At 63.1% G+C, this 21,142-nt stretch carries 16 protein-coding genes; 3 read left to right on the top strand and 13 right to left on the bottom strand.

Annotated elements, in window-relative coordinates; translation table 11 throughout:
* Nucleotides 1–280: 280 nt before the first annotated feature.
* The 10 genes from ACZI8R_RS04425 to rpsF all read right to left on the bottom strand — a co-directional run bounded on the left by ACZI8R_RS04425 (nucleotide 281) and on the right by rpsF (nucleotide 12,884).
* Nucleotides 281–994: a polyamine aminopropyltransferase gene (locus ACZI8R_RS04425; RefSeq protein WP_463378367.1), complete on the bottom strand. Its 714-nt coding sequence runs from the start codon at nucleotides 992–994 to the stop codon at nucleotides 281–283.
* Nucleotides 995–1,031: 37 nt separating this feature from the next.
* A complete protein-coding gene (locus ACZI8R_RS04430; RefSeq protein ID WP_463378368.1) occupies nucleotides 1,032–1,718 on the bottom strand; it encodes an HAD family hydrolase in 687 nt (228 codons plus the stop codon).
* Nucleotides 1,719–1,734: 16 nt separating this feature from the next.
* Nucleotides 1,735–2,448: a cutinase family protein gene (locus ACZI8R_RS04435; RefSeq protein WP_463378369.1), complete on the bottom strand. Its 714-nt coding sequence runs from the start codon at nucleotides 2,446–2,448 to the stop codon at nucleotides 1,735–1,737.
* 315 nt (nucleotides 2,449–2,763) lie between these two features.
* Nucleotides 2,764–5,298 carry an AAA family ATPase gene (locus tag ACZI8R_RS04440; RefSeq protein WP_463378370.1) on the bottom strand — a complete coding sequence of 845 codons (2,535 nt, stop codon included), beginning with the start codon at nucleotides 5,296–5,298 and terminating at the stop codon, nucleotides 2,764–2,766.
* A 186-nt stretch (nucleotides 5,299–5,484) separates the two neighbouring features.
* A complete protein-coding gene (locus tag ACZI8R_RS04445; protein ID WP_463378371.1) occupies nucleotides 5,485–6,324 on the bottom strand; it encodes a GIY-YIG nuclease family protein in 840 nt (279 codons plus the stop codon).
* A 712-nt stretch (nucleotides 6,325–7,036) separates the two neighbouring features.
* A complete protein-coding gene (gene dnaB, locus ACZI8R_RS04450) occupies nucleotides 7,037–10,675 on the bottom strand; it encodes a replicative DNA helicase (protein ID WP_463378372.1) in 3,639 nt (1,212 codons plus the stop codon).
* Between the two features lie 574 nt (nucleotides 10,676–11,249).
* A complete protein-coding gene (gene rplI, locus ACZI8R_RS04455) occupies nucleotides 11,250–11,705 on the bottom strand; it encodes a 50S ribosomal protein L9 (protein ID WP_463378373.1) in 456 nt (151 codons plus the stop codon).
* A 17-nt stretch (nucleotides 11,706–11,722) separates the two neighbouring features.
* Complete coding sequence (rpsR, locus tag ACZI8R_RS04460) at nucleotides 11,723–11,965, bottom strand: 30S ribosomal protein S18 (protein ID WP_378574870.1); 243 nt, start codon at nucleotides 11,963–11,965, stop codon at nucleotides 11,723–11,725.
* 38 nt (nucleotides 11,966–12,003) lie between these two features.
* Nucleotides 12,004–12,531, bottom strand: a complete 528-nt coding sequence (locus tag ACZI8R_RS04465; protein ID WP_463378374.1) for a single-stranded DNA-binding protein — start codon at nucleotides 12,529–12,531, stop codon at nucleotides 12,004–12,006.
* A 65-nt stretch (nucleotides 12,532–12,596) separates the two neighbouring features.
* Nucleotides 12,597–12,884: a 30S ribosomal protein S6 gene (gene rpsF, locus ACZI8R_RS04470; RefSeq protein ID WP_463378375.1), complete on the bottom strand. Its 288-nt coding sequence runs from the start codon at nucleotides 12,882–12,884 to the stop codon at nucleotides 12,597–12,599.
* A 158-nt stretch (nucleotides 12,885–13,042) separates the two neighbouring features.
* Here rpsF and ACZI8R_RS04475 point away from each other — a divergent pair, with 158 nt between their 5' ends.
* Nucleotides 13,043–14,407 (top strand): hypothetical protein, encoded by a 1,365-nt coding sequence (locus tag ACZI8R_RS04475; RefSeq protein ID WP_463378376.1) that lies wholly within the window; start codon nucleotides 13,043–13,045, stop codon nucleotides 14,405–14,407.
* Here ACZI8R_RS04475 and ACZI8R_RS04480 read toward each other — a convergent pair.
* The 3 genes from ACZI8R_RS04480 to ACZI8R_RS04490 all read right to left on the bottom strand — a co-directional run bounded on the left by ACZI8R_RS04480 (nucleotide 14,354) and on the right by ACZI8R_RS04490 (nucleotide 19,248).
* Nucleotides 14,354–15,952 carry a glycosyltransferase family 87 protein gene (locus ACZI8R_RS04480; protein WP_463378756.1) on the bottom strand — a complete coding sequence of 533 codons (1,599 nt, stop codon included), beginning with the start codon at nucleotides 15,950–15,952 and terminating at the stop codon, nucleotides 14,354–14,356. The genes ACZI8R_RS04475 and ACZI8R_RS04480 overlap by 54 nt on opposite strands.
* An 82-nt stretch (nucleotides 15,953–16,034) precedes the next feature.
* On the bottom strand, nucleotides 16,035–18,257 hold the full coding sequence (locus tag ACZI8R_RS04485) for a transglycosylase domain-containing protein (RefSeq protein WP_463378377.1): 2,223 nt from the start codon (nucleotides 18,255–18,257) through the stop codon (nucleotides 16,035–16,037).
* Between the two features lie 559 nt (nucleotides 18,258–18,816).
* Nucleotides 18,817–19,248, bottom strand: a complete 432-nt coding sequence (locus ACZI8R_RS04490; protein WP_463378378.1) for a DUF5318 domain-containing protein — start codon at nucleotides 19,246–19,248, stop codon at nucleotides 18,817–18,819.
* 216 nt (nucleotides 19,249–19,464) lie between these two features.
* Here ACZI8R_RS04490 and ACZI8R_RS04495 point away from each other — a divergent pair, with 216 nt between their 5' ends.
* Complete coding sequence (locus tag ACZI8R_RS04495) at nucleotides 19,465–20,022, top strand: PadR family transcriptional regulator (protein WP_463378379.1); 558 nt, start codon at nucleotides 19,465–19,467, stop codon at nucleotides 20,020–20,022.
* On the top strand, nucleotides 20,015–21,121 hold the full coding sequence (locus tag ACZI8R_RS04500) for an inositol-3-phosphate synthase (RefSeq protein WP_463378380.1): 1,107 nt from the start codon (nucleotides 20,015–20,017) through the stop codon (nucleotides 21,119–21,121). The genes ACZI8R_RS04495 and ACZI8R_RS04500 overlap by 8 nt, the downstream gene beginning before the upstream one ends.
* Nucleotides 21,122–21,142: the final 21 nt, after the last annotated feature.

A 21,142-nucleotide genomic window follows, 5' to 3' on the forward strand; every position in this document is an offset into this window, starting at 1 on the left:
ATCCCTGACCAGCGGCCGCAAAGACAGCTGCCGCAACTGGTCCCATGAGATCCGAGCGACCTGGCCCGGGCTCGACGGGCTGTGCGTGCCGTCAACGTGGACAGGCGAGAAGTCCGTGGTGCTCTACGCAGCAACCCGGGACGCGTTCCCAACTGCACCCCAGTTCGCCCGTCCGCTGAACAGCGCAGTGTTGGCTGGGACCGTACGGCACGCTGCGAGCTCGTTGCAGTGGCCGATCCGATAGTCATTCGGAGACGGGAGCGGCATTGAACGCTGGGGTTCAGAGCTTGGTCGCGAGGTAGACGGTGTTTGCGGACCGGCCGCCGGTGATCGGGTTGTCGAAGAACACCGAACGAGTTTCGACGTCAGTGAACACGGTGTCGAGAACCGCACAGAATTCGTCGTCAGGTGGATCGTCGGACCACAGCGCGAAGGTGCCGCCGGATGCGAGCTGTCTGACCATCGCAGCAAGGCCCTCCTCGGTGTAGAACGCGGCGTGCGCTTGATCGAGTACGTGTCGCGGCGAGTGGTCGATGTCGAGCAGGATCGCGTCGAAACGCCTGTCGGGATGCTCTGGATCGAACCCCACCGCGCCTGCGGCGGAGAAGAAGTCCGCGCACACAAGCTCTACCTTTGGATTCGCGGCCAGGCCGACGGTGTCCGGCAGCAAATCGCTTTGGTGCCAATCGATCACAGCGTCGGAATATTCGATGACGGTCAGTGTCCGCACCCGCGGATCGGCGAGAGCTTCCCACGCCGTGTAACCGAGGCCGAGGCCGCCGACGAGCACGTCGAGATCCTCACCGGGTGTGCGCGCCAGGCCCAGCTCCGCCAATGCCTTTTCGGCGACGGTGAACAGACTGGACATGAGGAAGTCGTCGTCGAGTTTCACCTCGAACACATCGGCGCCTACCGCCGAATCGAACCGCCGCCGCAAGCTGATCACGCCCATCGACGTCTGCCGCCAACCCAGTTCCTCGAAGCGCGCGCTCATCGACACAACTCTAGATCACAAGCGGTAGCAATTACGGCTACGGCCGATTCTGCTGGCCGAGCGCGCCGATGGGCGACGACTCGATGTGATCACACAACTCGGCAGCATTGGCATACACGGCGACGGCTCCCGCCTCCGATAGTTGGCGGCTGCTGATGCCACCGCTGAGCATTCCTATCGTCGGCACACCGGCTCGCTTCGCAGCGACGACGTCCCACACCGCGTCACCGACCATCACCGCGCGATCCGCGTCGACGCCCGCCTTCTTCAGCGCGGCCTCGACCAGTGACGGGTCCGGCTTCTCTTGCTCCACGTCAGCACTGGAGGTCGACGCATGGACGCTCTCGTCCACGTCGAGAATCTTTCGGAGAATGTCGAACTCCTCGGAACTCGCCGACGACGCGAGGACCACCCGCAGACCGCGGTCGTGGACGGCGCGGACGAGTTCCCGCGCACCCGGCACCACCTGCAAGACGTCGGCGTACTCAGCGAAGTACGACGAGTGCAGATGCTTCACCTTGTCGAGTGATTCGTCTGACGGATCATCGAGCAACTCCTGCACGAGCAACGTTCCGCCCTTGCCGATGCGCTCGTGAATCCGCCTGGCCTCCACCGCTTCTCCGATGTCATCGAACGCGCGCTGCCAGGCGACCACATGGTGATAGTTGGAATCGACCAAGGTCCCGTCCACATCGAAGAGGACCGCCCCAGCGTTTCTCGTCATAGGGTTGCTCCTACACCTACAGGTGGCTCAATGCGTATTGCGCGCCTTCGATGGTCATTCCGTTGACTGCGTACAGCACGTGCAGTGGGTTCGGCTGAGCGAGCGGCTGTCCGTCGCAGATATTGTCGAACGGAATGCAGTAGTCCACGGTCTTCGGCGCATATGCCGCATCCGTCGTGAGAGGCGGAACGCCGGCATCTTGCATGAAGCGATCGGACGGCTTTCCGAAGTTGACGACGGCGGCAATATTGTCGGCAGCCTCAGGCGGCAACAACTCTGGAAGCTGGCTCCGATACTCGGGCGGAATAACCTCCGGGGTCGTGGGCAGAGTCGCGTACCAGTTCACGACGGCGCCCTGCGAGTATCCGCCCAGCACGATTTTCGTATCCGGACAGCTCGCTGCGATGTCCTGGATATGTGCGCGCGCGTCGCGGATCCCGCCTACGACGTTGTCGGCGAAGGCAACGTGGTTTCCGAAATCGGCGCTGGCCGGGTAGTTCACGGCATAGGAGCTGACCGATTTACCCCCGCCCACCAGCCGCAACGCCTCCACGAAGCTTGTGCCGGTGCCACCCAGGCCGGGCGGTTCCGCAGTGCCACGGGCGAACACCACATCGACATCGGAGCACGGCGCGGGATCGGCCGACGCAGCGGGCACGGACAGTGACAAGGGCGCCGCGAGCACGACCATGGCAGCACCCAGGAGCGAAGCGAGACCTCTGACCTTCATCGTTCGACCGTACAGCGGTGGACGCTGCCTGCGATCGGGTTTCGATCGTCGAATTCGTCCCGCTTCCGCCAGTGACTCAAACTCGCCGGAGGACGACAGGGGGCGGGTCAAGCTCGACCTTCCAAGTAGACGTAGACCGGGTCCTCGCTCTGCAGGATGTACCACTCTGGATAGTGCGTCTTCCCGTCGACTGCGGAGGTAGGACCTTGGGTCGGGGCACTGATCGGTGCTGGTTGCTGTCCTTCTTCCCGACCTCCCAGACGATCGCTACCTACACCGAATACGTCACGGGAGAGTCGGTGTAGGTGCGCTCTGTCAGGGCGTGAGGGTGCAGTCCTTGTTTTGGCACAGTGTTCTGCCGGCAAGTTCCTCCTGCGAATACGGAGCGGTTCGTTTGGGCAGGAGGCTGTGCGGGTCGAGGTTTAGGGCTGTGCACATGCCGTGGAAATGGTGGGGGTCGAGTCGATGGAGGTAGTCGAAGACGAAAGCGAGCATCTTCGTCGTCTCGGGGCGATGCAGAGTTGTTCCCATGGTTGCTTCTTCGTTGTGGGAGTACCGGTTGAGATAGGTGTCGAGAACGATGCGAGTGGGGTTGTCGGCGTTGTGGGGTAGACCGGCTTTGAGGCTGTCACGGAACTTGCCGCCCATATTTTCGGGGTGTCGGTGCGCAAGGAAGCCTTCGAGGAGCCGGCGGCTGGCGTTGGGGAGGAGGGATTCCGCATCCATTTGTTCTTCGGCGGTTGCTAATCCGATGTTCAGGGTAGTGAGTGCGCTTGCGCAGCGATGAAAGAGGAAGTGATATTCGGACCGCAAACGCGTTCGTTCCTTACGCCCGTCAGCACTGGGAACTCCGGTCGTCCCGAAGGCGGACCATTCGGGGACGCGGCGAGAACCGGTACCTGCGGTGGTGCGCCAACGTGGCCGCAGTTCGAGCTGCACGTAGCTCAACCCGCTGTTCTTGTTCTTCGCGCTACTTTCGACGAAGTTTGGCGGTAGACGGTCGAGTTGGTTGGACCAGTGTCGGAAGAAGTCGAAGCTGTGCGTGAAGAGGACGAGTTGATCGACGCGCATGCGCTTACCGTCTCCGCATTTACAGGTGCCATCTTTGCCGCAGCGGCAACTGAGTATCCCGAGAAGGTTGCCCCAAATCGCAGCGGAGACGCCGAAGGATATGTCGCTGTCGAGGCTCGAGATCGGGTCGTCGATAACTACACACAGGTTTTGGGTATCGCGTCCTTTGTCGTCGAGGGAGCCGAGGAAGTGTAGGAGTGCGAGTGCAGTCCGCTCACCTTCGCTGAGGTGGTCGACCTTCATTCCGTAGCGCGTGATGGAGTAGTTCCGGTCATCGAGGACTTGGAGCTGGATTTCATCGCGGCCGAGAACGCGGCGTAGTTCGTCGTTGAGCCACGTCACACCGGGGCCGGGGTCGAATTCACCACCGCTGAGGTCCCCGACGAGACCCTTCAGTCGGATGGCTTCTTGGGTGAGTGCCTGCTGTTGCCTTTGCGCAGCTGCGAGGTCAGTGTGCGCGGCGCGGTATTGCTCCCGGTGTATTCCGAGAACGAACAGCTTGTAGCGATCGGCGGCGGCGGCCTGGTCGCGCGCAAACGCTGCTGTCCGTGCGTTGTGTTCGTCGATTACGACTTGAAGAGGCTCGATACCGAGTGACGGCCACGCGGTGTCGGTGAGGCCCTGATCGGTGCCGGCGTTGGTTTCGTCGCAACCGACGGGGACCTCGAAAGTCAGGGTGGCGTTGACGTCTTCGGATTTGATCGTCAACGCCGTGTGTGCGTTGGTCACGGCGAGGTGGAGTTGTTCGCCGGAGATCCGGGCCGTATCGAGCGCGTTCGTGCACGTCTTGCCGAGGTCGTCGTACACGGCTGCGTTGGAATGGGGGAGTTCCACCATCCACTGCTGCACGGTGTCGGCATATGATTTCAGTTGTTTCGCCATTCGGCGGGCGCGTTCGGAGACACTGCTTTCAGCATGAGTGAGCAGACTTTGCAGCTCGGTAAGTCGCCCTTGGGTGACGGTACCTGTACAAAATATGCACGGATCGTCGGCGTTGTGGAGGGCGGTTCCGGTCTCGAGCCAGTCACGCGCACCAGGTGTGAGATCAGTGTCTTCGGAGTGCGATGCCGCGGGCACTTCGGCGAGCACTGCTCGGATCGAGCGTAGTGAGACGGGCGGCGCCGCTGGCGTGGTCGGCAGCGGCCCCAGGGAGTCCTTCTCAGTTGCGCGGGCTCGGATGAGGAGAGCCTTGTCGTCGATGCCTTTGCGCGCAGCGTCATTGAGTCCTGTTTCGATTTCCTTCTTGACGTTGGCGGCGTTGTAGCCGCGCCCGTAGCGGTAGGCGAGCGATCTATTGATTTCGTCTGCAGCCGCTTTGGCCCGTCCGTTCAGCACACGCTCTGCACGCGCGACACTACTCTGAGATCTAGTCAAAGCCGCGGCGACTGTTGCCAGTTGCTCTTGGGCCGTTTCCAGGTCGCGTTGACGCTGGACTGCATTCGGTCCCAGTGCGAGAAGGGCGTTGGTGGTCCCATCTTTGATCCGGACCGCGTTCTCTACGTAGTCGTGGTTGAAGACAACGACGTTCTGCCAACAGGGATCGTCCGGGGACGTGACTTGGCGAGTGCTGCCAGCCTCCTCGATGGTGACAGTGACCCCCGCGTTCCATCCTGTCGCACTCGTGGTGGGACTGAGCAAACTTGCGAGGGTCGACTTCCCACTGCCGTTATTGGCATGTACCAGTGTTACGTGATCGAGTGTGGGCGCACTGTCACCCGGTTTCCATTTGTGGAAGATTCGAAAGTCCTTGATCTCGTCCACACTCACGATCTTGACCATCTGATCGAACCCCCTCAGCCGGTTGCACCCATCACCCCGCTCAGCATGATAGCTGTGCTCTCTACTCATGCAATGCCGATGAGCGTGTGCGCGTGAGTGATCTTGCGTTTTTCATCCAGGCAGACCCTCAGGCCGGTCCTGATCTGAGTAGCAACGTTCGCCGAGCAAGCATCTCGATTGGCACCATCAGTTCCGGTTCATTCCGTGCGTGCGACTGTCGAGGGCAAGCTTCCAGAACGACTCCCGCATAAGTATGTTCTCGGCCTTCGTCTTCGGATCAAAGATCTCCAGAATCGAGTACTGGAAGTTGTCGATGATGTGCTTGCCACCAAGTTCGGTGCGCAAGGACTCGAGCTCCTTGTTTCCGCCGGTGAGGTTCTGCAGGTACGCGTATCCGGACCAGCGCTGCCACAGGCCGCTCGCCTCACCCGCGGCGGAACCCACGTACAGACGCCCACTGCTCAGGTCAGTGATGACATAGACGCCCTTCACACTCGAGAGGGCGTCCTTCCAACTCGGTTCGTCATTCGCGATGATGCGCTGGAGCTCGTGGTGTTTGAGCCTGACATTCTGGTACCCCGGAAAGGTACCGAGCTTGGTGTCCGGGGCCAGTTCGTAAATCGCAGGGTTAAGCTTGCTGGCCTGCAACCCTTCGTACCAACGCAGATACAGATCCCTTCCGACTGGCCTCTCCAGCTTGAGAATCAACCGTTTGATGTACTCGGAATGCAGGCCCAACTGTGTCAGTTCGTACCCTGGGCCACCGATAACCTCGGGATCGATCGTGTTCACCCGAAAGAACCCCCCGAATATAAAGTATTGAGGACCGTACGGGTAGTACTGGGCGAAACTCAGCAGATACTCGGCGCGATCAAGGTTGTTGTTCTGGTGCTTCTCCCTGTGGCGGTTCATATCCAACCAGTCTTCGGGATTGTCGGCTAGAAGTAGATCCCACGCCTCCGCGCCACCCACGCCCGCTCGAATGTTGAATTTCACCTTGGTCACGTCGGGCTGCGGCACCGTCATGAAGTCCGTAAACCTGATCAATGTTGCTCCCCTACAGTTCCGTTTGACCTTCGCAACCCAACGCTATCGCGGCGCCCACGTCTGAACGAGATGAAGGCCGCACAGGTCGGCAGTCCTGCGATTTGAAGCGCCAACGGTGAAGGGCGGGCTAAAGACCCGCGCACATCGAAAACCAAGTCCGCGCCTTCGCCTGAGGGCGGGCCCCCGAGCACGCGAGTTCCCAAAGCCGGATACCGCGATTGCTGACATCTGACGATCGACGCCGTCGAGAACGAGCGAAGGTTTCTCACCTTGATCGGCGTTCATGGTGCGCGCGGAATTCGAGCACAACACCTGCTTCATGAGCTCGAACCTTTGCTCCCCAACACGAACTCCGACACGATTCCCAAGGAAGTGTGGGAAATAGTGCGCGGACGACTCTCCGAGACCGGCGTAACCCACAGAGGGTTCGCCGCAGCGCTCAGCACCAAGTTCTGTGGATCCACCATGTGGAAACACGCTCCCAGTAGAGCGCGCCTGGGGCGGATCGCGGCGGTGTTGGACGACCCCGGACTCGCGCTGCTGGCTACGAATCACGCCTACTGGGATCGGGTCGTCGAGGTCTCGGATTTGAGCCCGAGCCGCGTGTTCGCGCCCCATCTGCTCGGCGCAGAAGGTTGCTTCGTCGACGGAATCGCAGTCCGCGCCAGCAGCAGCGCCGCCGCTGCTGCTTCTACCCCCGTGCCATGTCCACGAACTTCGACAGGTGAAGTTGGTGGGCGACAGTGATTGTCGCGGTAGGGCCGTTTCGGTGCTTGCCGAGGATGAGGTCGGCTTCGCCGCCGCGCGGGTCGTCACGTTCGAAAGCATCAGGTCGGTGCAGCAGGATCACCATGTCCGCGTCCTGCTCGAGACTGTTGTGGACAGAAATGCCATCAGCGACGAAATTGTGTGTGCCCGGGACAGTTCCATCGAATACATCTTGCATACCGAGACTGGTAATCGACACAATCTCGTCCCAGTACACGTTGTTCGTCGCGATCATGTCTATTTCGGCATCGCCAAGCACATCGGCTACCTGCGCAAGACTCGAACGTGTACCCGATGCCGAACGCGAGGCCGCAGCCGCAACCAACTCGCGCGGTGCAAACTCTTCCACCGACAGCAGACCTCGAAGGTCCGACTCCAGCTCTTCGGTCACGGTATCCGACGAGTGACGAACCAACTTGGGTGCAATCTGAGTCAGCACCCACTGTGCGGCCGTCCCGTGCGCTCCTACGTCGTGCAGGAACACAGCCTGGTTTTCCGGTCCCGTGACATGCACGGTGAATCCTGCCCCTTCCGCGGTGATGCGTGCAAATACGCCGATACGCAGCAGCAGGCGTGCAAGATCGTCTACCAACCGGCGGTTCTGCGAGGAGTACCGGACCACCGCGCGTTCGTCGGTCGAATCCCACTTCACCAATCCGCCGACTTCCCAGACATGGCAAACGAAGGCGGCGACCTGATCCTTCGGCAGCGCGAATGCCGCAGCAGGAACGGATTTCTCGAGGCAGGCACGCTGACCCATCTCGTCGAGTTCGTCCGTCGATACTGCGCAGGGCTCGAGCGGCTCGGGTACAGCCCTGGGCACGCCCACGCGATCTCCGACGGTCAGGCCCCCCAATGGGATCCAGCCATCTAGCGTGATGAAGGGGTGGTTGGCGGTCGCTTCGACCTGCCGACCGGATCCCAGTTCTAGGCGGAACACCTCTTTACGACCGCTGGGAAATACCTTGGTCATGGGGCGAGCGACCATGCGCATGCGCTCGTCCAACGACCACACCACCGGCTGCTCACCGCTCTCGAGCAACTCACCGAGCGTGACTTCACTGCCTGTATCGGCGCGCAGAACGCGCGTCGATGCGGTCAAGCAACCCGATTCGCGAAGGTCGGAAACCATGGGCTTCTTGTCCGTTCGCTGTTCGGGACCACGGTTGAGCTGACAGATCGCGACAACCGGAACCTCGAGTTCCTTCGCCAGCAGCTTCAAGCTACGCGAGAATTCGGAGACTTCTTGCTGACGTGACTCGACCTTCTTTCCGGAGGTCATCAGCTGCAGGTAGTCGACGATGATGAGCTTGATGTCGTGCTTCTGCTTCAAACGCCTTGCCTTGGCGCGAATTTCCATCATCGTAAGGTTGGGGGAGTCGTCGACGAACAGCGGCGCCTCACTGATCTCGCTCATGCGGCGCGCGAGCTTGGTCCAGTCGTCGTCGGTCATCTTGCCCGAACGCATGTCACCGAGCTTGATCTTCGCCTCTGCCGACAGCAGACGCATCACGATCTCGGTTTTGCTCATCTCCAGCGAGAAGATGACGCTGGACATCCCGTGCGTGATGGAGCAGGAACGCAAAAAATCCATGCCGAGAGTGGAGTTGTGCGTCGGAACCATCGATTGACCGGCGAGATACAGGTGCGCCGGATTATCGACCTCGACGCACCGCACCGGCACACTCTCGACCTTGCGGACGTCCACGATGTACCGCGAACCCGAGCGTGCGGTGCTGTGGCTGGCACGTCGTTCCTTGTGCAGCAACGCCTTACGCTCGAGACCGAACACTCTGTCGTCTGTTGCGAACGTAAGCGTGTAGGCCGTCGAGGAAGCCTCGGTCCGGCCCTTGACTCGCTTGGCGCTCGTCTGGCAGCGGTACCCGAGACTTACGATCAGCTCCCGCGCGTCGTCCACTAGTCGGCGGTTGGTCACGCAGAACTGAGCAGAGCCACCGTGCGTGACCGTTCCATCAGTGTCCAGAAGCCCGGCGAGCAACGCCCGTCGTTGTTCTTCCGAGCCTCGCAGGTACTGCGTAGGAATGTGCTTGTTGTTGAGCACGCCGAGCGTCCGGAGGCGCGCCTGCACGGTCCCGACCTCGTTTCGGCACGCTTGACACATCTTCAGGCCGATAGACCGGCCACCACACCGCTCACACGTCGGCGCGGGCACGGGTTCGGAAACGAAACGTGCCTTGCCGCCACAGGACTGACCACAGGTACGAACCTGGCTGGTGAACGGCACGAACTCTTTGCCACACACAATGCAGTCGCGGGGAGCCGTTGGCGCATCTGGCGTCAACCGCAGGCTGTAGCGCAACACAGCTGACTTCGATGGAACCGCAACGAGCCCTTCCGCCTCGATCCGCATGACTATCTCAGGATCGGCCGAGGTGAGATGCGAAGTAGCGGAGGTTCCGTCACCGAGCCAAGCACCCAGCGTGTAGGGCGGAAGCAAGAAGTCCTGCTCGGGAAGGTCCAGCGCCCGAGTGTTGGTGACCGAATGGTTGACCCGGGCATCGGCGGTCGGGCAATGGATCGTCTCGGCAATCTCTGCGGTGGTTCGTACGGCCGCGAACGTCTTCTGATTCTTGTACCGGTTGTAGCCGGTCGCAGCCTGCTGAGCAGAGCGACGAGAAGCCCGAGTCTCCGTCAGCCACTGGTGCTGTTCGTCGGCGACGATCACGGCGCCGTCGGAGAACTCCACCTCGTAGCAGGGACGATCCTGCATGACCTCGGTTGCCGCGACCACGCGAGTGGGCTTGCCGTCTGCGTCGATGAGGTGGTCGCCGATCTGGACGTCACCCATCGTGGTCCACCCGGTCGGCGTTGCCAGCGGCGTGTCCAGGGCCAAGGCCTTACCCACACCAGGACGGGCCGCAACGATAATCATCTGACCTGGGTGAAGACCGTTCGTGAGTTCGTCCAGATCCTTGAATCCGGTGGGTACGCCGAGGGAGATGCCGCCGCGGCTGGCGATGGAGTCGATCTCGTCCATCGTGGGCTGCAGCAGCTCTTCGAGCGGCACGAAGTCTTCTGTGGTGCGGCGTTCGGTGACCTCGAAGATCTCGGCCTGTGCACGGTCGACGACTTCGGCGACATCCTGGCCGTCAGCGCCCGTGTAGCCGTACTGAACGATTCGGGTACCCGCGTCCACCAGGCGCCGCAGAACGGACTTCTCCGCCACGATCTCGGCGTAGAAACCGGCATTGGCTGCCGTGGGCACCGTCTGCGTCAGCGTGACCAGATACGGGGCGCCGCCGATGCGGCGAAGTTCACCGCGGCGGTCCAGTTCTGCCGACACCGTCACGGGGTCGGCCGGCTCACCACGGCTGTAGAGATCGAGAATCGCGTCGTACACCGACTGGTGCGCAGGGCGGTAGAAGTCGCCGGGACGCAGGACCTCGAGAACATCCGCGATCGCGTCCTTGCTGAGCAGCATGCCGCCGAGCACGGACTGTTCTGCGGCCATGTCCTGAGGTGGCTGACGGCCGAATTCCTCGCTCGGTTCCTCGGGTGTACCCGGGTAGTCGGACCGTCCTCGATCATCCACTACAGCCACTTCGCCCGACCTTCCCCGTCACTGTTGCGCGCCACCGAATGTGCTCATCCGACGGTTGCCACCAAACATGTTCTACGCCGACCCACCGACAACGATTGCAGGCTTTCCGCAGCCGTTCCGCACGCGCGGTGAGACACGCCGGGACGACGTTAGGGATTTGCTGCGGACTGTTCAAACCAGCTTGTGCACACAGTTGGGGATGAATTGTGGAAACTCCTGGGTTGGTTTGTTAACCCCATGGGGACAACCTGAGGATAAGTACATCTCACACCCCATTAATGCCAGGTCAGACCCTGTTCAACATGTTCAAACACTGTGGATGATGGGCCCGTCGGCGTGTCCCTCGTGTTGACAACTCGGGCGTGTTGAGTAAATGGCCGATGAACAGCGGTATGATCCACCTCACAGAGCGCCGATGGGCCCGTTAACTTCCAGTCACACCTGGGAGTGGTGATACGTGTGTGCAGTTTCGACACTCGCGGCGACGACGCACGCCCCCGCTCGGGCGCCCACAGACACGAAAAGGTCCCCACACGCACAGCGTGCGGGGACCTCTCGAAACGTGTGTCGGAGACTAGCTCGCGACGACGTCCAGGTGGAACTTCGCAACCACGTCGGGGTGCAGGTTCACGACGATGGCGTGCTTGCCGGTCGCCTTGATGTGAGCCTTCGGCAGCTCGATGTTGCGCTTGTCGAGCACCGGTCCACCGGCAGCCTTGACGGCACCGGCAACGTCGGCGGCCGTGACCGAACCGAACAGCTTGCCCGAATCGCCGGCGGACTTGACCGACAGCGACACCGAATCGAGGCCCTCGATGGCCTGCTTCAGCTCGTTGGCGTGCTCGAGACCGCGAACCGCGCGAGCCTCCTGCGCACGACGGATGCCCTCGACCTGCTTCTCGGCGCCACGGGTGGCAACGATCGCCAGTCCACGGGGCAGCAGGAAGTTGCGGCCGTATCCGTCCTTGACCTCAACGGTGTCGCCAGGCGCACCGAGGTTGTCCACTGCAGCGGTGAGAATGAGCTTCATGTCTTCCCTCCCTTTCCTTAGCGAGCCACTGAGGCGTAAGGAAGCAGGGCAACCTCACGCGAGTTCTTGACGGCCATGGCCACGTCGCGCTGGTGCTGGACGCAGTTGCCGGTGACACGACGCGCGCGGATCTTGCCGCGATCGCTGACGTACTTACGCAGCAGCGTCGTGTCCTTGTAGTTGATCTGCGTGTTCTTCTCTTTGCAGAAGGTGCAGACCTTCTTCTTCAGTACCTTGTCGCGCAAGGGCGGCTTCGGCATTATTTCGCTCTTTTCTGGATGTTCCGATCAGGTACGGATCAGAACGGGGGTTCGTCGCTCCCGGCAGAGCCACCGAAGGAGCCCGACGCCTGAGGCGCACTGCCCCAGGGATCGTCTCCACCGGCTGCCGCAGCCTGGGGACGTCCACCGCCCGATCCGCCGGAGGAACCGAATCCACCGCCGCCACCGCCGCCACCGCGCGAGGTCTTGTTGACCTTTGCAGTCGCGTACTTCAGCGAGGGGCCGATCTCATCGACCTCGAGCTCGACGACAGTGCGCTTCTCGCCCTCACGGGTCTCGAAGGAGCGCTGCTTGAGCCGGCCGCTCGCGATCACTCGCGAACCGCGGGTCAAGCTCTCAGCTACGTTCTCTGCTGCTTCGCGCCAGATGTTGCAGCGCATGAACAGAGCATCGCCGTCTTTCCATTCATTGGTCTGACGGTCGAAGATGCGGGGCGTGGATGCGATCGTGAAGTTCGCAACCGCAGCACCCGCAGGGGTGAAACGAAGCTCCGGATCAGCCGTCAGGTTTCCGATGACGGTGATGACGGTGTCGCCTGCTGCCATGTGGTTCCTCCTGCGTAATGTGAAGTTCGGTTGGCACCGAGCCTAGAGGCCCGGCCCGACACAGATCACTTGTTGTGGCGCAGAACCTTCGTGCGAAGCACCGACTCGTTCAGGCCGAGCTGACGATCCAGCTCGTTGACGGTCGCAGGCGTAGCGCTGATATCGATCACCGCGTAGATGCCTTCGGTGTGCTTCAGGATCTCGTAAGCGAGACGTCGCTTGCCCCAAACATCGACCTTGTCGATGCTGCCGCCTTCTTGGCGAACAACATTGAGGAACGTATCCAGCGAAGGAGCGACAGTGCGCTCGTCCAGGCTGGGGTCAAGGATGACCATCAATTCGTAATGACGCATAAGACCTCATCACCTCCTATGGACTAGTGAAACGGCCACGGACTGTCCGTGGCAGGAGGGTCGTTGCGTCAGCAACCTTTGCAGGTTACACGTCCATACCCTGACCTGCTAAATCGTCGCCCATCCCCAAAATGCGCAAATCGACCTAGGGTGGTCTCATGCGCACAGCCGTTCGACGCACCACGATGTCGACGGTGCTGGTCATGGCCGTCTGCGCAGTGACCGTATTCCTCGGTTTCGTGAACAAGGCCAGGTGCGCGGGCGGGCCCTTCGCCGAGAACGGTCGCAGCCTCGGCTTCGATCGCCTCAAGAACACCAGCGCCTGCTACTCCGACATCCAGATGCTGTGGATCGGCCGCGACCTCGAGCTGCACGCATTCCCGTACATCGGCGGCGGCATCACCGGGGACGGCACCCTCACCGGCGGCACCGTCGAATATCCGGTGCTCAGCGGCCTGCTGATGTGGCTCGGCAGCATCGGCGCACACACGGACGCCGAGTTCCTCCTGCACTCTGCGATTATCCTTGCCCCGTTCGCCCTGATCACCGCGTGGATGCTGGGACGCCTCGCCGGGAAGTGGGCGTTCCTCTGGTCGGCCACCCCGCCGCTGGTGCTGTACGCCTTCCACAACTGGGAGCTTCCGGTGGTCGCCACGGCTGTGGCCGCCGTGTTCGTGATGACCTTCGACCGCATCCCCTTACGCACCCGCGGCGTACTCGCCGCAATACTGCTCGCTGTCGGATTCTGTCTGAAGCTGTATCCGGGCATCTTCGTGTTACCCCTGGCCGCCTACGTCCTCACCCACGGCGACCTGCGGCGGCGCATCGGTTACGACGTCCGCGGGGCAGTGGCGGTAGTGGCTGCGGCGGTCGGCACCGTGGTAGCGATCAACCTGCCGTTCATGCTGCTGTCCTACGGCGGCTGGCGCGCATCGATCACGTTCCAGCAGAACCGAAAAGCCGACCTGAACACCAACTCGATCTGGTACTGGGGACTGCGACCACTCTTCGGTCCCGAACCGGATTCACTCGCACTGTCCTACGACCACGTGGTTGCGATCCTGTCGCCCCTGCTGGTGTGCGCCGCATTCGCGCTGGCGATGCGCCTGGGCTGGTTGCGCTACTTGCGCGAAGGCGCCTTCCCTTGGGTCGCGGTGAGTGGCGCGATGCTGTGTGGCTTTCTGCTGTTCCACAAGGTGCATTCACCCCAGTACACGCTGTGGCTCATCCCGTTCTTCGTGCTGCTGCGCGTGCCGTGGGGCACCGTGGCCGCCTACCTCACGGTCGATCTGGTCCTCGGCATAGGCGTGTTCAAGTACTTCGCGGCTCTGGCCTCGTTCACCGACGCCGGCGCGTACGAGGTGGTCGTGAAGACGAGCGTGTGGGCCAGAGCGGCACTTCTGGTGGTCCTCTTCTGTACATTCCTGCACGCCGCATTGCGTTCCGAACCTGAAGTGGGCGAACAGAGATCACCCGACCGGAGCGGACCTGCTTCCGTCTCCGTGCCCCAACCCGTCCGCTGACGACTCGGCCGGTGGGGTGGATTCGGCCGGCGGAGCGAGTCGGGGCTGCAGGAACCTGGGCAACCATTTCGGCGGATTGTCCGGCGCCTGCCCCAGTACTCCTCCGACGGGATCGTCGATGAACCCGTATCGCACCAGGTCCGTGCCGGGGCGGTAGATCTGCCGCAGGATCAGAACACAGATGACGACCACTGCGGCGTCACGCAACAGGACCGCCCCGGTGAACCACTGCTCGGGTAGCCCCTTGTTCGATTCGCCGAGGTAGTAGTACATCCGCGGAACCCACACCAGCGCATCGACCGTCATCCAGGCCAACAGGATCCGAGTGTGCGGGAAGGCGAGCACGGCCAGCGGGACCAACCACAGCGAATACTGGGGACTCCACACCTTGTTGGTGAGCAGAAAACCCGCAACCAACAAAAAGCACAGCTGCGCGACTCGGGGTCGGACCGGGGCTGTGGCGGCAACGTAACCCACGCCCACGCACACGAGAGCGAACAGCACCAGCGACACCGCGTTGAGGATGTTCGGCGGCTGTCCGGCCGAAAGCTGACCGTCGAATCCCGCCCAACCCGTGAACGACGTGATCACGTTGTAGATCGAATCGGGATCGGCGCCACGCTCCGAATTGAGCCGGAAGAACTCGGCCCAGCCGCGCGGGAACAACACGAGGATCGGCAGGTTGACCGCCAGCCAGGCGGCCGCCGCAGCGAGGGTCGCCTGCCACCACTCGCGCATCTTTCCCGACCGTAGGCACAGCACGAGCAACGGACCGAGGAACAGCAGCGGGTAAAGCTTGGCCGCGCCGCCCAGGCCGAGCAGAATGCCCGCGAGCACGGGCCGCTTCCGGGACCACGCCAACAGGCCGCCCGCCGCGAAACCTGTTGCGAGCAGATCGAAGTTGGTGAAGGCGTGGACTGCCACGAGCGGAGAACACGCCGCCAAGGCCGCATCCCACACACGTCTGCCCGCGAGTATCGCCGTGGCCCAGATCGTCACGAGCCATGCCAACGCCAGTCCCAGCGCGACCACGTTGAAGTAGAGCGCGACCTGCAGTGCACCCGGGAGGAACGACACCGCGTGCCACGCCTTGGCAATCGTCATCGAGCCGTACTGGTAGAGACCCGAGACGACGGGATACTCCATGTACCTGCGCTGAACCTCACCATCCGGCTTCTCCTCTTCCCACCACTTCTTGTATGGGAAAGCGCCTTGGTCGAGTCGTTCCGCCCCGTACAGCGGCACCGTGTCCGAATAACACATCGCCACGTACTGACGACTGCCGCTCCAGTCGAGCCCGATCGCACCTTCGGTGCCCGCGGGGCCCTGCTGAATACACGCTGCCTTCGAGAACCAGCCCAACGCCAGGAAGACGATCGCAAGAAGCAGGATCACGCGCATCGGCGTGAAGAACCGAGTCCGCCCCACCACCGCGTGGCGGCCGATCGGCCCCCCGATGGTGTCGGAGAGCCGACCGACCAGAGGATCGGTCCGACTGGGGACGTCCCGCCAATCGGCGGACCGGCGGTCGGACGCCAGCGGCATCGGCGACACCAAAGACGCGTCGTCCGACTCCCGGTCTCGGCGCGGGGGAGGGCTCACGGTCACTCCGCGAGGCTACCGGGTGCTACCGCCCCGGAATCTGCTGCCCGTTCCCCGCACCGGCGCCGGCATTGCCGTTTCCGTTGTCGCCGCCCTGACCGGTCCCGGCGCCACCGGTCCGACCGGATTCCGGATCACCGATCTGCGGTTCCTCGGGAACCTGCTGCTGTTCCTGACGCGGTGCCAGACCCGGGATCGGAATGGTGATGCCCGGCAGGATCTCCACCGGCGTCGGCGAAAGCGTGACCGAGGGGAGTTCGGTCGGCAACTCGAGCTTGTTGGTGCTGCTCGGCGGAGCCGACGTCGTGGACGGTGCGGGAGCCGAGTAGGCGGGGATGCCGGCCTGGCCACCGATCGACCCCGGCTTCGGGAACTTCTCGACGTCGGTGCCTTCGAGGGCGCCGTCCATCGTGTCCTTCCAGATGTCCGAGGGCAGACCGGAGCCGTAGATCATCGCCCCGTTGCTGTTGCGCAGCGCCTGGCCGTCAGGAGTACCCAGCCACACCGCCGTGGACAGCGACGGCGTGTAGCCGACCATCCAGGAGTCCTTGTTCTCGCCGGAATCCCCGAGCTGAGCGGTACCCGTCTTGGCTGCGGACGGGCGCCCCTCTGCCAAACCGTGGTTCTTCGAGTACTCCGCGATCGGCGTCATCGCCGCCGTGACGTTGTCCGCCACGTTCTCGTCGATGCGGTTCTCGGAGTCCTGCTCGTTCGATCGATCGAGCAGCACCGTGCCGTCGTTGGTGGTCACCTTCTGCACGAAGTGCGGGGTGTGGAACGTGCCCGACGCGGCCAGCGTGGCGTACGCCGACGCCATGTCGAGCGGGCGTGACAGGTACTGGCCCAGCACGACACCGTTGTTCGGGCCTTCACCGTTCGGTCCGGTCAGCGACGGTCCGACACCCGGGATGTCCTCGGGGATACCCGCCTTGTGCGCCATGTCGGCCACTGCCTGGGGACCACCGTCCAGCTCGAGCATCTGACGGTAGAAGCTGGTGTTGAGCGACCGCTTCAATGCCTCGGCGATGGTGCAGGTGCCGCAGGTTGCGCCTTCGGCATTGGAGATCTCGATGCCGTTGACGGTCAGATCGGAGCTGTCGTACATCTGCGAGAGCGGGATGCCCTGATCCAGGGCAGCCGCGAGACCGAACACCTTGAACGACGAACCGGTCTGCAGGCCCGCATTCGCGAAGTCGTAGCCCTGCCCGTCCTCACCGCCGTAGTAGGCGCGGATTCCACCGTCACGCGGGTCGACCGACACGACGGCCGTCTGCAGATCCTCGGGTTCGCCCTCGAGATTCGAACGTGCGGATTCGACCGCGGCTGCCTGCGCCTTCGGGTCGATCGTCGTGGTGATCTCCAGGCCGGCGGTGTTGAGCAGCGTCTCACTGATACCGGCTTCGCCGAGCTCCCGCAGAACCTGATTCTTGATCAGACCCTCGGGGCCGGACGCGCCCGCACCGTTGTCGACCTGAGCGAGCGGCACGTAGGCCGGATACTGCATGCCCGCCCGAGCGCCCGGATCGAGCGTGCCGGCACTGACCATGCCGTCGAGCACGTAGTTCCAGCGCGCCTGCGCACCCTCCGGGTTGGTCTCCGGATCGAGGAGCGAGGGCAGCTGGATCGAGGAGGCCAGCACGGCTCCTTCTTCCGGCGACAGCTCGCCTACGGGCTTGCCGAAGTACGCCTTCGCTGCCGAGTCGATGCCGTAGGCGCCGCGTCCGAAGTAGATGGTGTTGAGGTAGGCCGCGAGGATGTCGTCCTTCGACCATTCACGCGCCATCTTCGACGAGATGACGAGTTCCTTCATCTTTCGCGTCAGGGTGCGCTCGGAGCCGACCATCGTCTGCTTCACGTACTGCTGCGTGATGGTCGAGCCACCGCCGGCGCTGTCGGCACCGGTGACGTTGTCACGTGCAGCGCGTGCGAAACCACTGACCGAGAAGCCCGGGTTCGAGTAGAAGTCCCGGTCCTCCGCTGCCAGCGCGGCGTCACGCACGTGCTTGGGAATCTGGTCGAGAGTGACCTCGGTGCGGTTTCCCTCGGGCGGGATGACCTTCGAAATCACCGAAGATCCGTCCGAACCGTAGATGGTCGCGACCTGATTGGCCTGCAGCTCACCCGGCTCCGGGACCTCCTGGACGACGTACGCGGCCATGAACGCGAGAATCGGCACGACGAGACCGACCGCGACCAGGGCATAGCAGGTGCGGCGAACGGTGCGCCATCTCGACGATTTCTTCTTCACCGGCTTCTTCCTCGGCGGCTCGCCACCATTACCGCCGCTACCGCCCGGACCACCGGTCCGCGGCGGCGGACCCGGTGGACGCCCACCCGGCGGACGGGAACCGGGAGCTGGAGCATTTCGGGGAGCCTGACGCACACCCTGCGGCGGAGGGCCCTGCCGGCGAGGTGGTCCCTGCGGAGGAACGCCCCTGCCCGGAGGCGGGGCGTTGCGAGCTGCTGGAGCCTGACGCGGCGGCGGAGGGCCCTGTCGACGGGGAGGTCCCTGCGGAGGTCCTCCCGCCTGACGGACACCGGGCGGTGGTCCTACCGGCCTACCCTGCGGCGGCGGCCCCGCCGGCCTGCCCTGCGGGGGCGGGCCCTGGCGCGGCGGACGCCCCTGCGGCGGCGGGCCGGGCGCACGTCCCTGCGGCGGCGGGCCGCTCGGTCGGGGCGGACGGCCCGGTTCGTCGTTGTAGGGGGAACTCACGTACAAATCTCCAGTGGTTGTGGACCGAACGCGGTCCTGCGTTGTATCTGCCGGCGACGACCGAGACTAGCCACACCCGCTCATGGGTGCTGGCCTACTCGCTCGCAGTACGCCGACCGGGGGGACGCGCCCTCGCCGACGATCGCCGCGGTCGTTTGGGCGCCGGTATCGAACCGAGGACGTACGACTGAACCAGGTGGTTCCAGTTGCACGTCCGGCACACCTCCACGACGTGGACAGAGAATTCTTCCTGTGTGGCCTCGAGCCGAGCCAGTTCGTCGGGGTTTCGTGCCGAACCCGAGACAGCACCGAGCTTTTCGCCGAACACCCAGGAAACGTGGGTCAACTGCTCCTTACGGCAGATGGGGCACATGACGTCGCTGCCCCGGCCGTGGAACTTGGCGGCCCGCAACAGGTAGGGATCGGCGTCGCATACCTCTTTGACGCCCGTCCTACCCGAGTAGACCTCGGCCAGCAGCGACCGACGCTGAAGCGCGTAGTCCACCACCTGCCGCTGTAACCGCACGGAGACCAGAGTACGTGCGCCCGATGACCGGCAGGAGGTTCGGGGACGGATCGGCGGGGATTCGCGGGGCCGATTTCGGTGCCGACGACGGGAAACCACACCTGCAGCGTGTGACTTGTTGTCACACCTACCACTCCTGCCGTATTCTCGTATATATCGCTGCGATATAGTTTCGAATCGCATCGGGTACATGGGACAAATCCAGGAGGTGGAGACATGCTCGAATTGGCAATTCTCGGGCTTCTCCACGAGTCACCCATGCACGGATACGAGCTACGGAAGCGGCTGACCGGGTTGTTGGGAGCGTTTCGCGCGTTCTCCTACGGCTCGCTGTATCCGGCTCTTCGGCGCATGCAGTCCGACGGACTGATCGCCGAGAACGTCAGCACACCGGCACCCGTCAAGAGGCGGGCCCGCCGCGTGTACCAGCTGACACCCGTCGGCAAGGAACGGTTCACCGAGCTCGTGGCCGACACGGGTCCACAGAACTACACGGACGACGGATTCGGTGTTCATCTCGCTTTCTTCAGCCGCACTCCGGCCGAGGCGCGGATGCGAATCCTCGAGGGCCGGCGCCGTCAGGTCGAAGAGCGCCGCGAAGGCCTTCGAGATGCCGTCGGGCGCGCAAGTTCGTCACTGGATCGCTATACCCGTCAGCTACATCAGCTCGGCCTCGAGTCCAGCGAACGCGAAGTCCGCTGGCTCAACGAACTGATCGCCGCTGAGCAGTCAACAGCAACGCACAAGAAAGAAGGAGAACCCGACCATGGGTGAGAACAACACCGCCGGGGCGCGCGCAGTGCGCGTCGCCATTGTGGGAGTGGGCAACTGTGCCTCGTCCTTGGTTCAGGGCGTGCAGTACTACAAGGATGCCGACGAGAATGCCACCGTTCCCGGCTTGATGCATGTGAAGTTCGGCGGCTACCACGTCCGCGACGTGAAGTTCGTCGCTGCCTTCGACGTGGACGCCAAGAAGGTCGGATTCGACCTTTCCGAGGCCATCCTCGCCAGCGAGAACAACACCATCAAGATCACGGATGTGCCGCCCACGGACGTCACCGTCCAGCGTGGACCGACCCTCGACGGCATCGGCAAGTACTACTCCGAGACCATCGAGGTCTCCGACGCCGAGCCCGTAGACGTCGTGAAGGCTCTGAAGGACGCCGAGGTCGACGTCCTCGTGTCCTACCTCCCCGTGGGCTCCGAAGAGGCCGACAAGTTCTACGCGCAGGCCGCGATCGACGCGAACGTCGCGTTCGTCAACGCGCTGCCCGTCTTCATCGCCTCCGACCCCGAGTGGGCTGCGAAGTTCAAGGACGCCGGCGTCCCGATCGTCGGCGACGACATCAAGAGCCAGGTCGGCGCCACCATCACCCACCGTGTGATGGCCAAGCTGTTCGAGGATCGCGGAGTCGTGCTCGACCGCACGTACCAGCTCAACGTCGGCGGCAACATGGACTTCAAGAACATGCTCGAGCGTGATCGCCTCGAGTCCAAGAAGGTCTCCAAGACCCAGGCCGTGACGTCCAACCTCACCGGTTCGCTCGCGGGCAAGATCCACGACCGCAACGTCCACATCGGTCCCTCGGACTACGTGGAGTGGCTCGACGATCGCAAGTGGGCATACGTCCGCCTCGAAGGTCGCGCATTCGGTGACGCCCCGCTCAACCTGGAGTACAAGCTCGAGGTCTGGGACTCCCCGAACTCGGCCGGCATCATCATCGACGCCGTCCGCGCAGCCAAGATCGCCAAGGACCGTGGAATCGGCGGACCGGTCTACCCGGCTTCCGCTTACCTGATGAAGTCCCCGCCGGTTCAGATGGCCGACGACAAGGCTCGTACCGAGCTGGAAGCCTTCATCGTCGAACCCTGATTCCGGGCTACAACTTCCGCA

It is taken from the genome of Rhodococcus huquni, assembly GCF_055231055.1.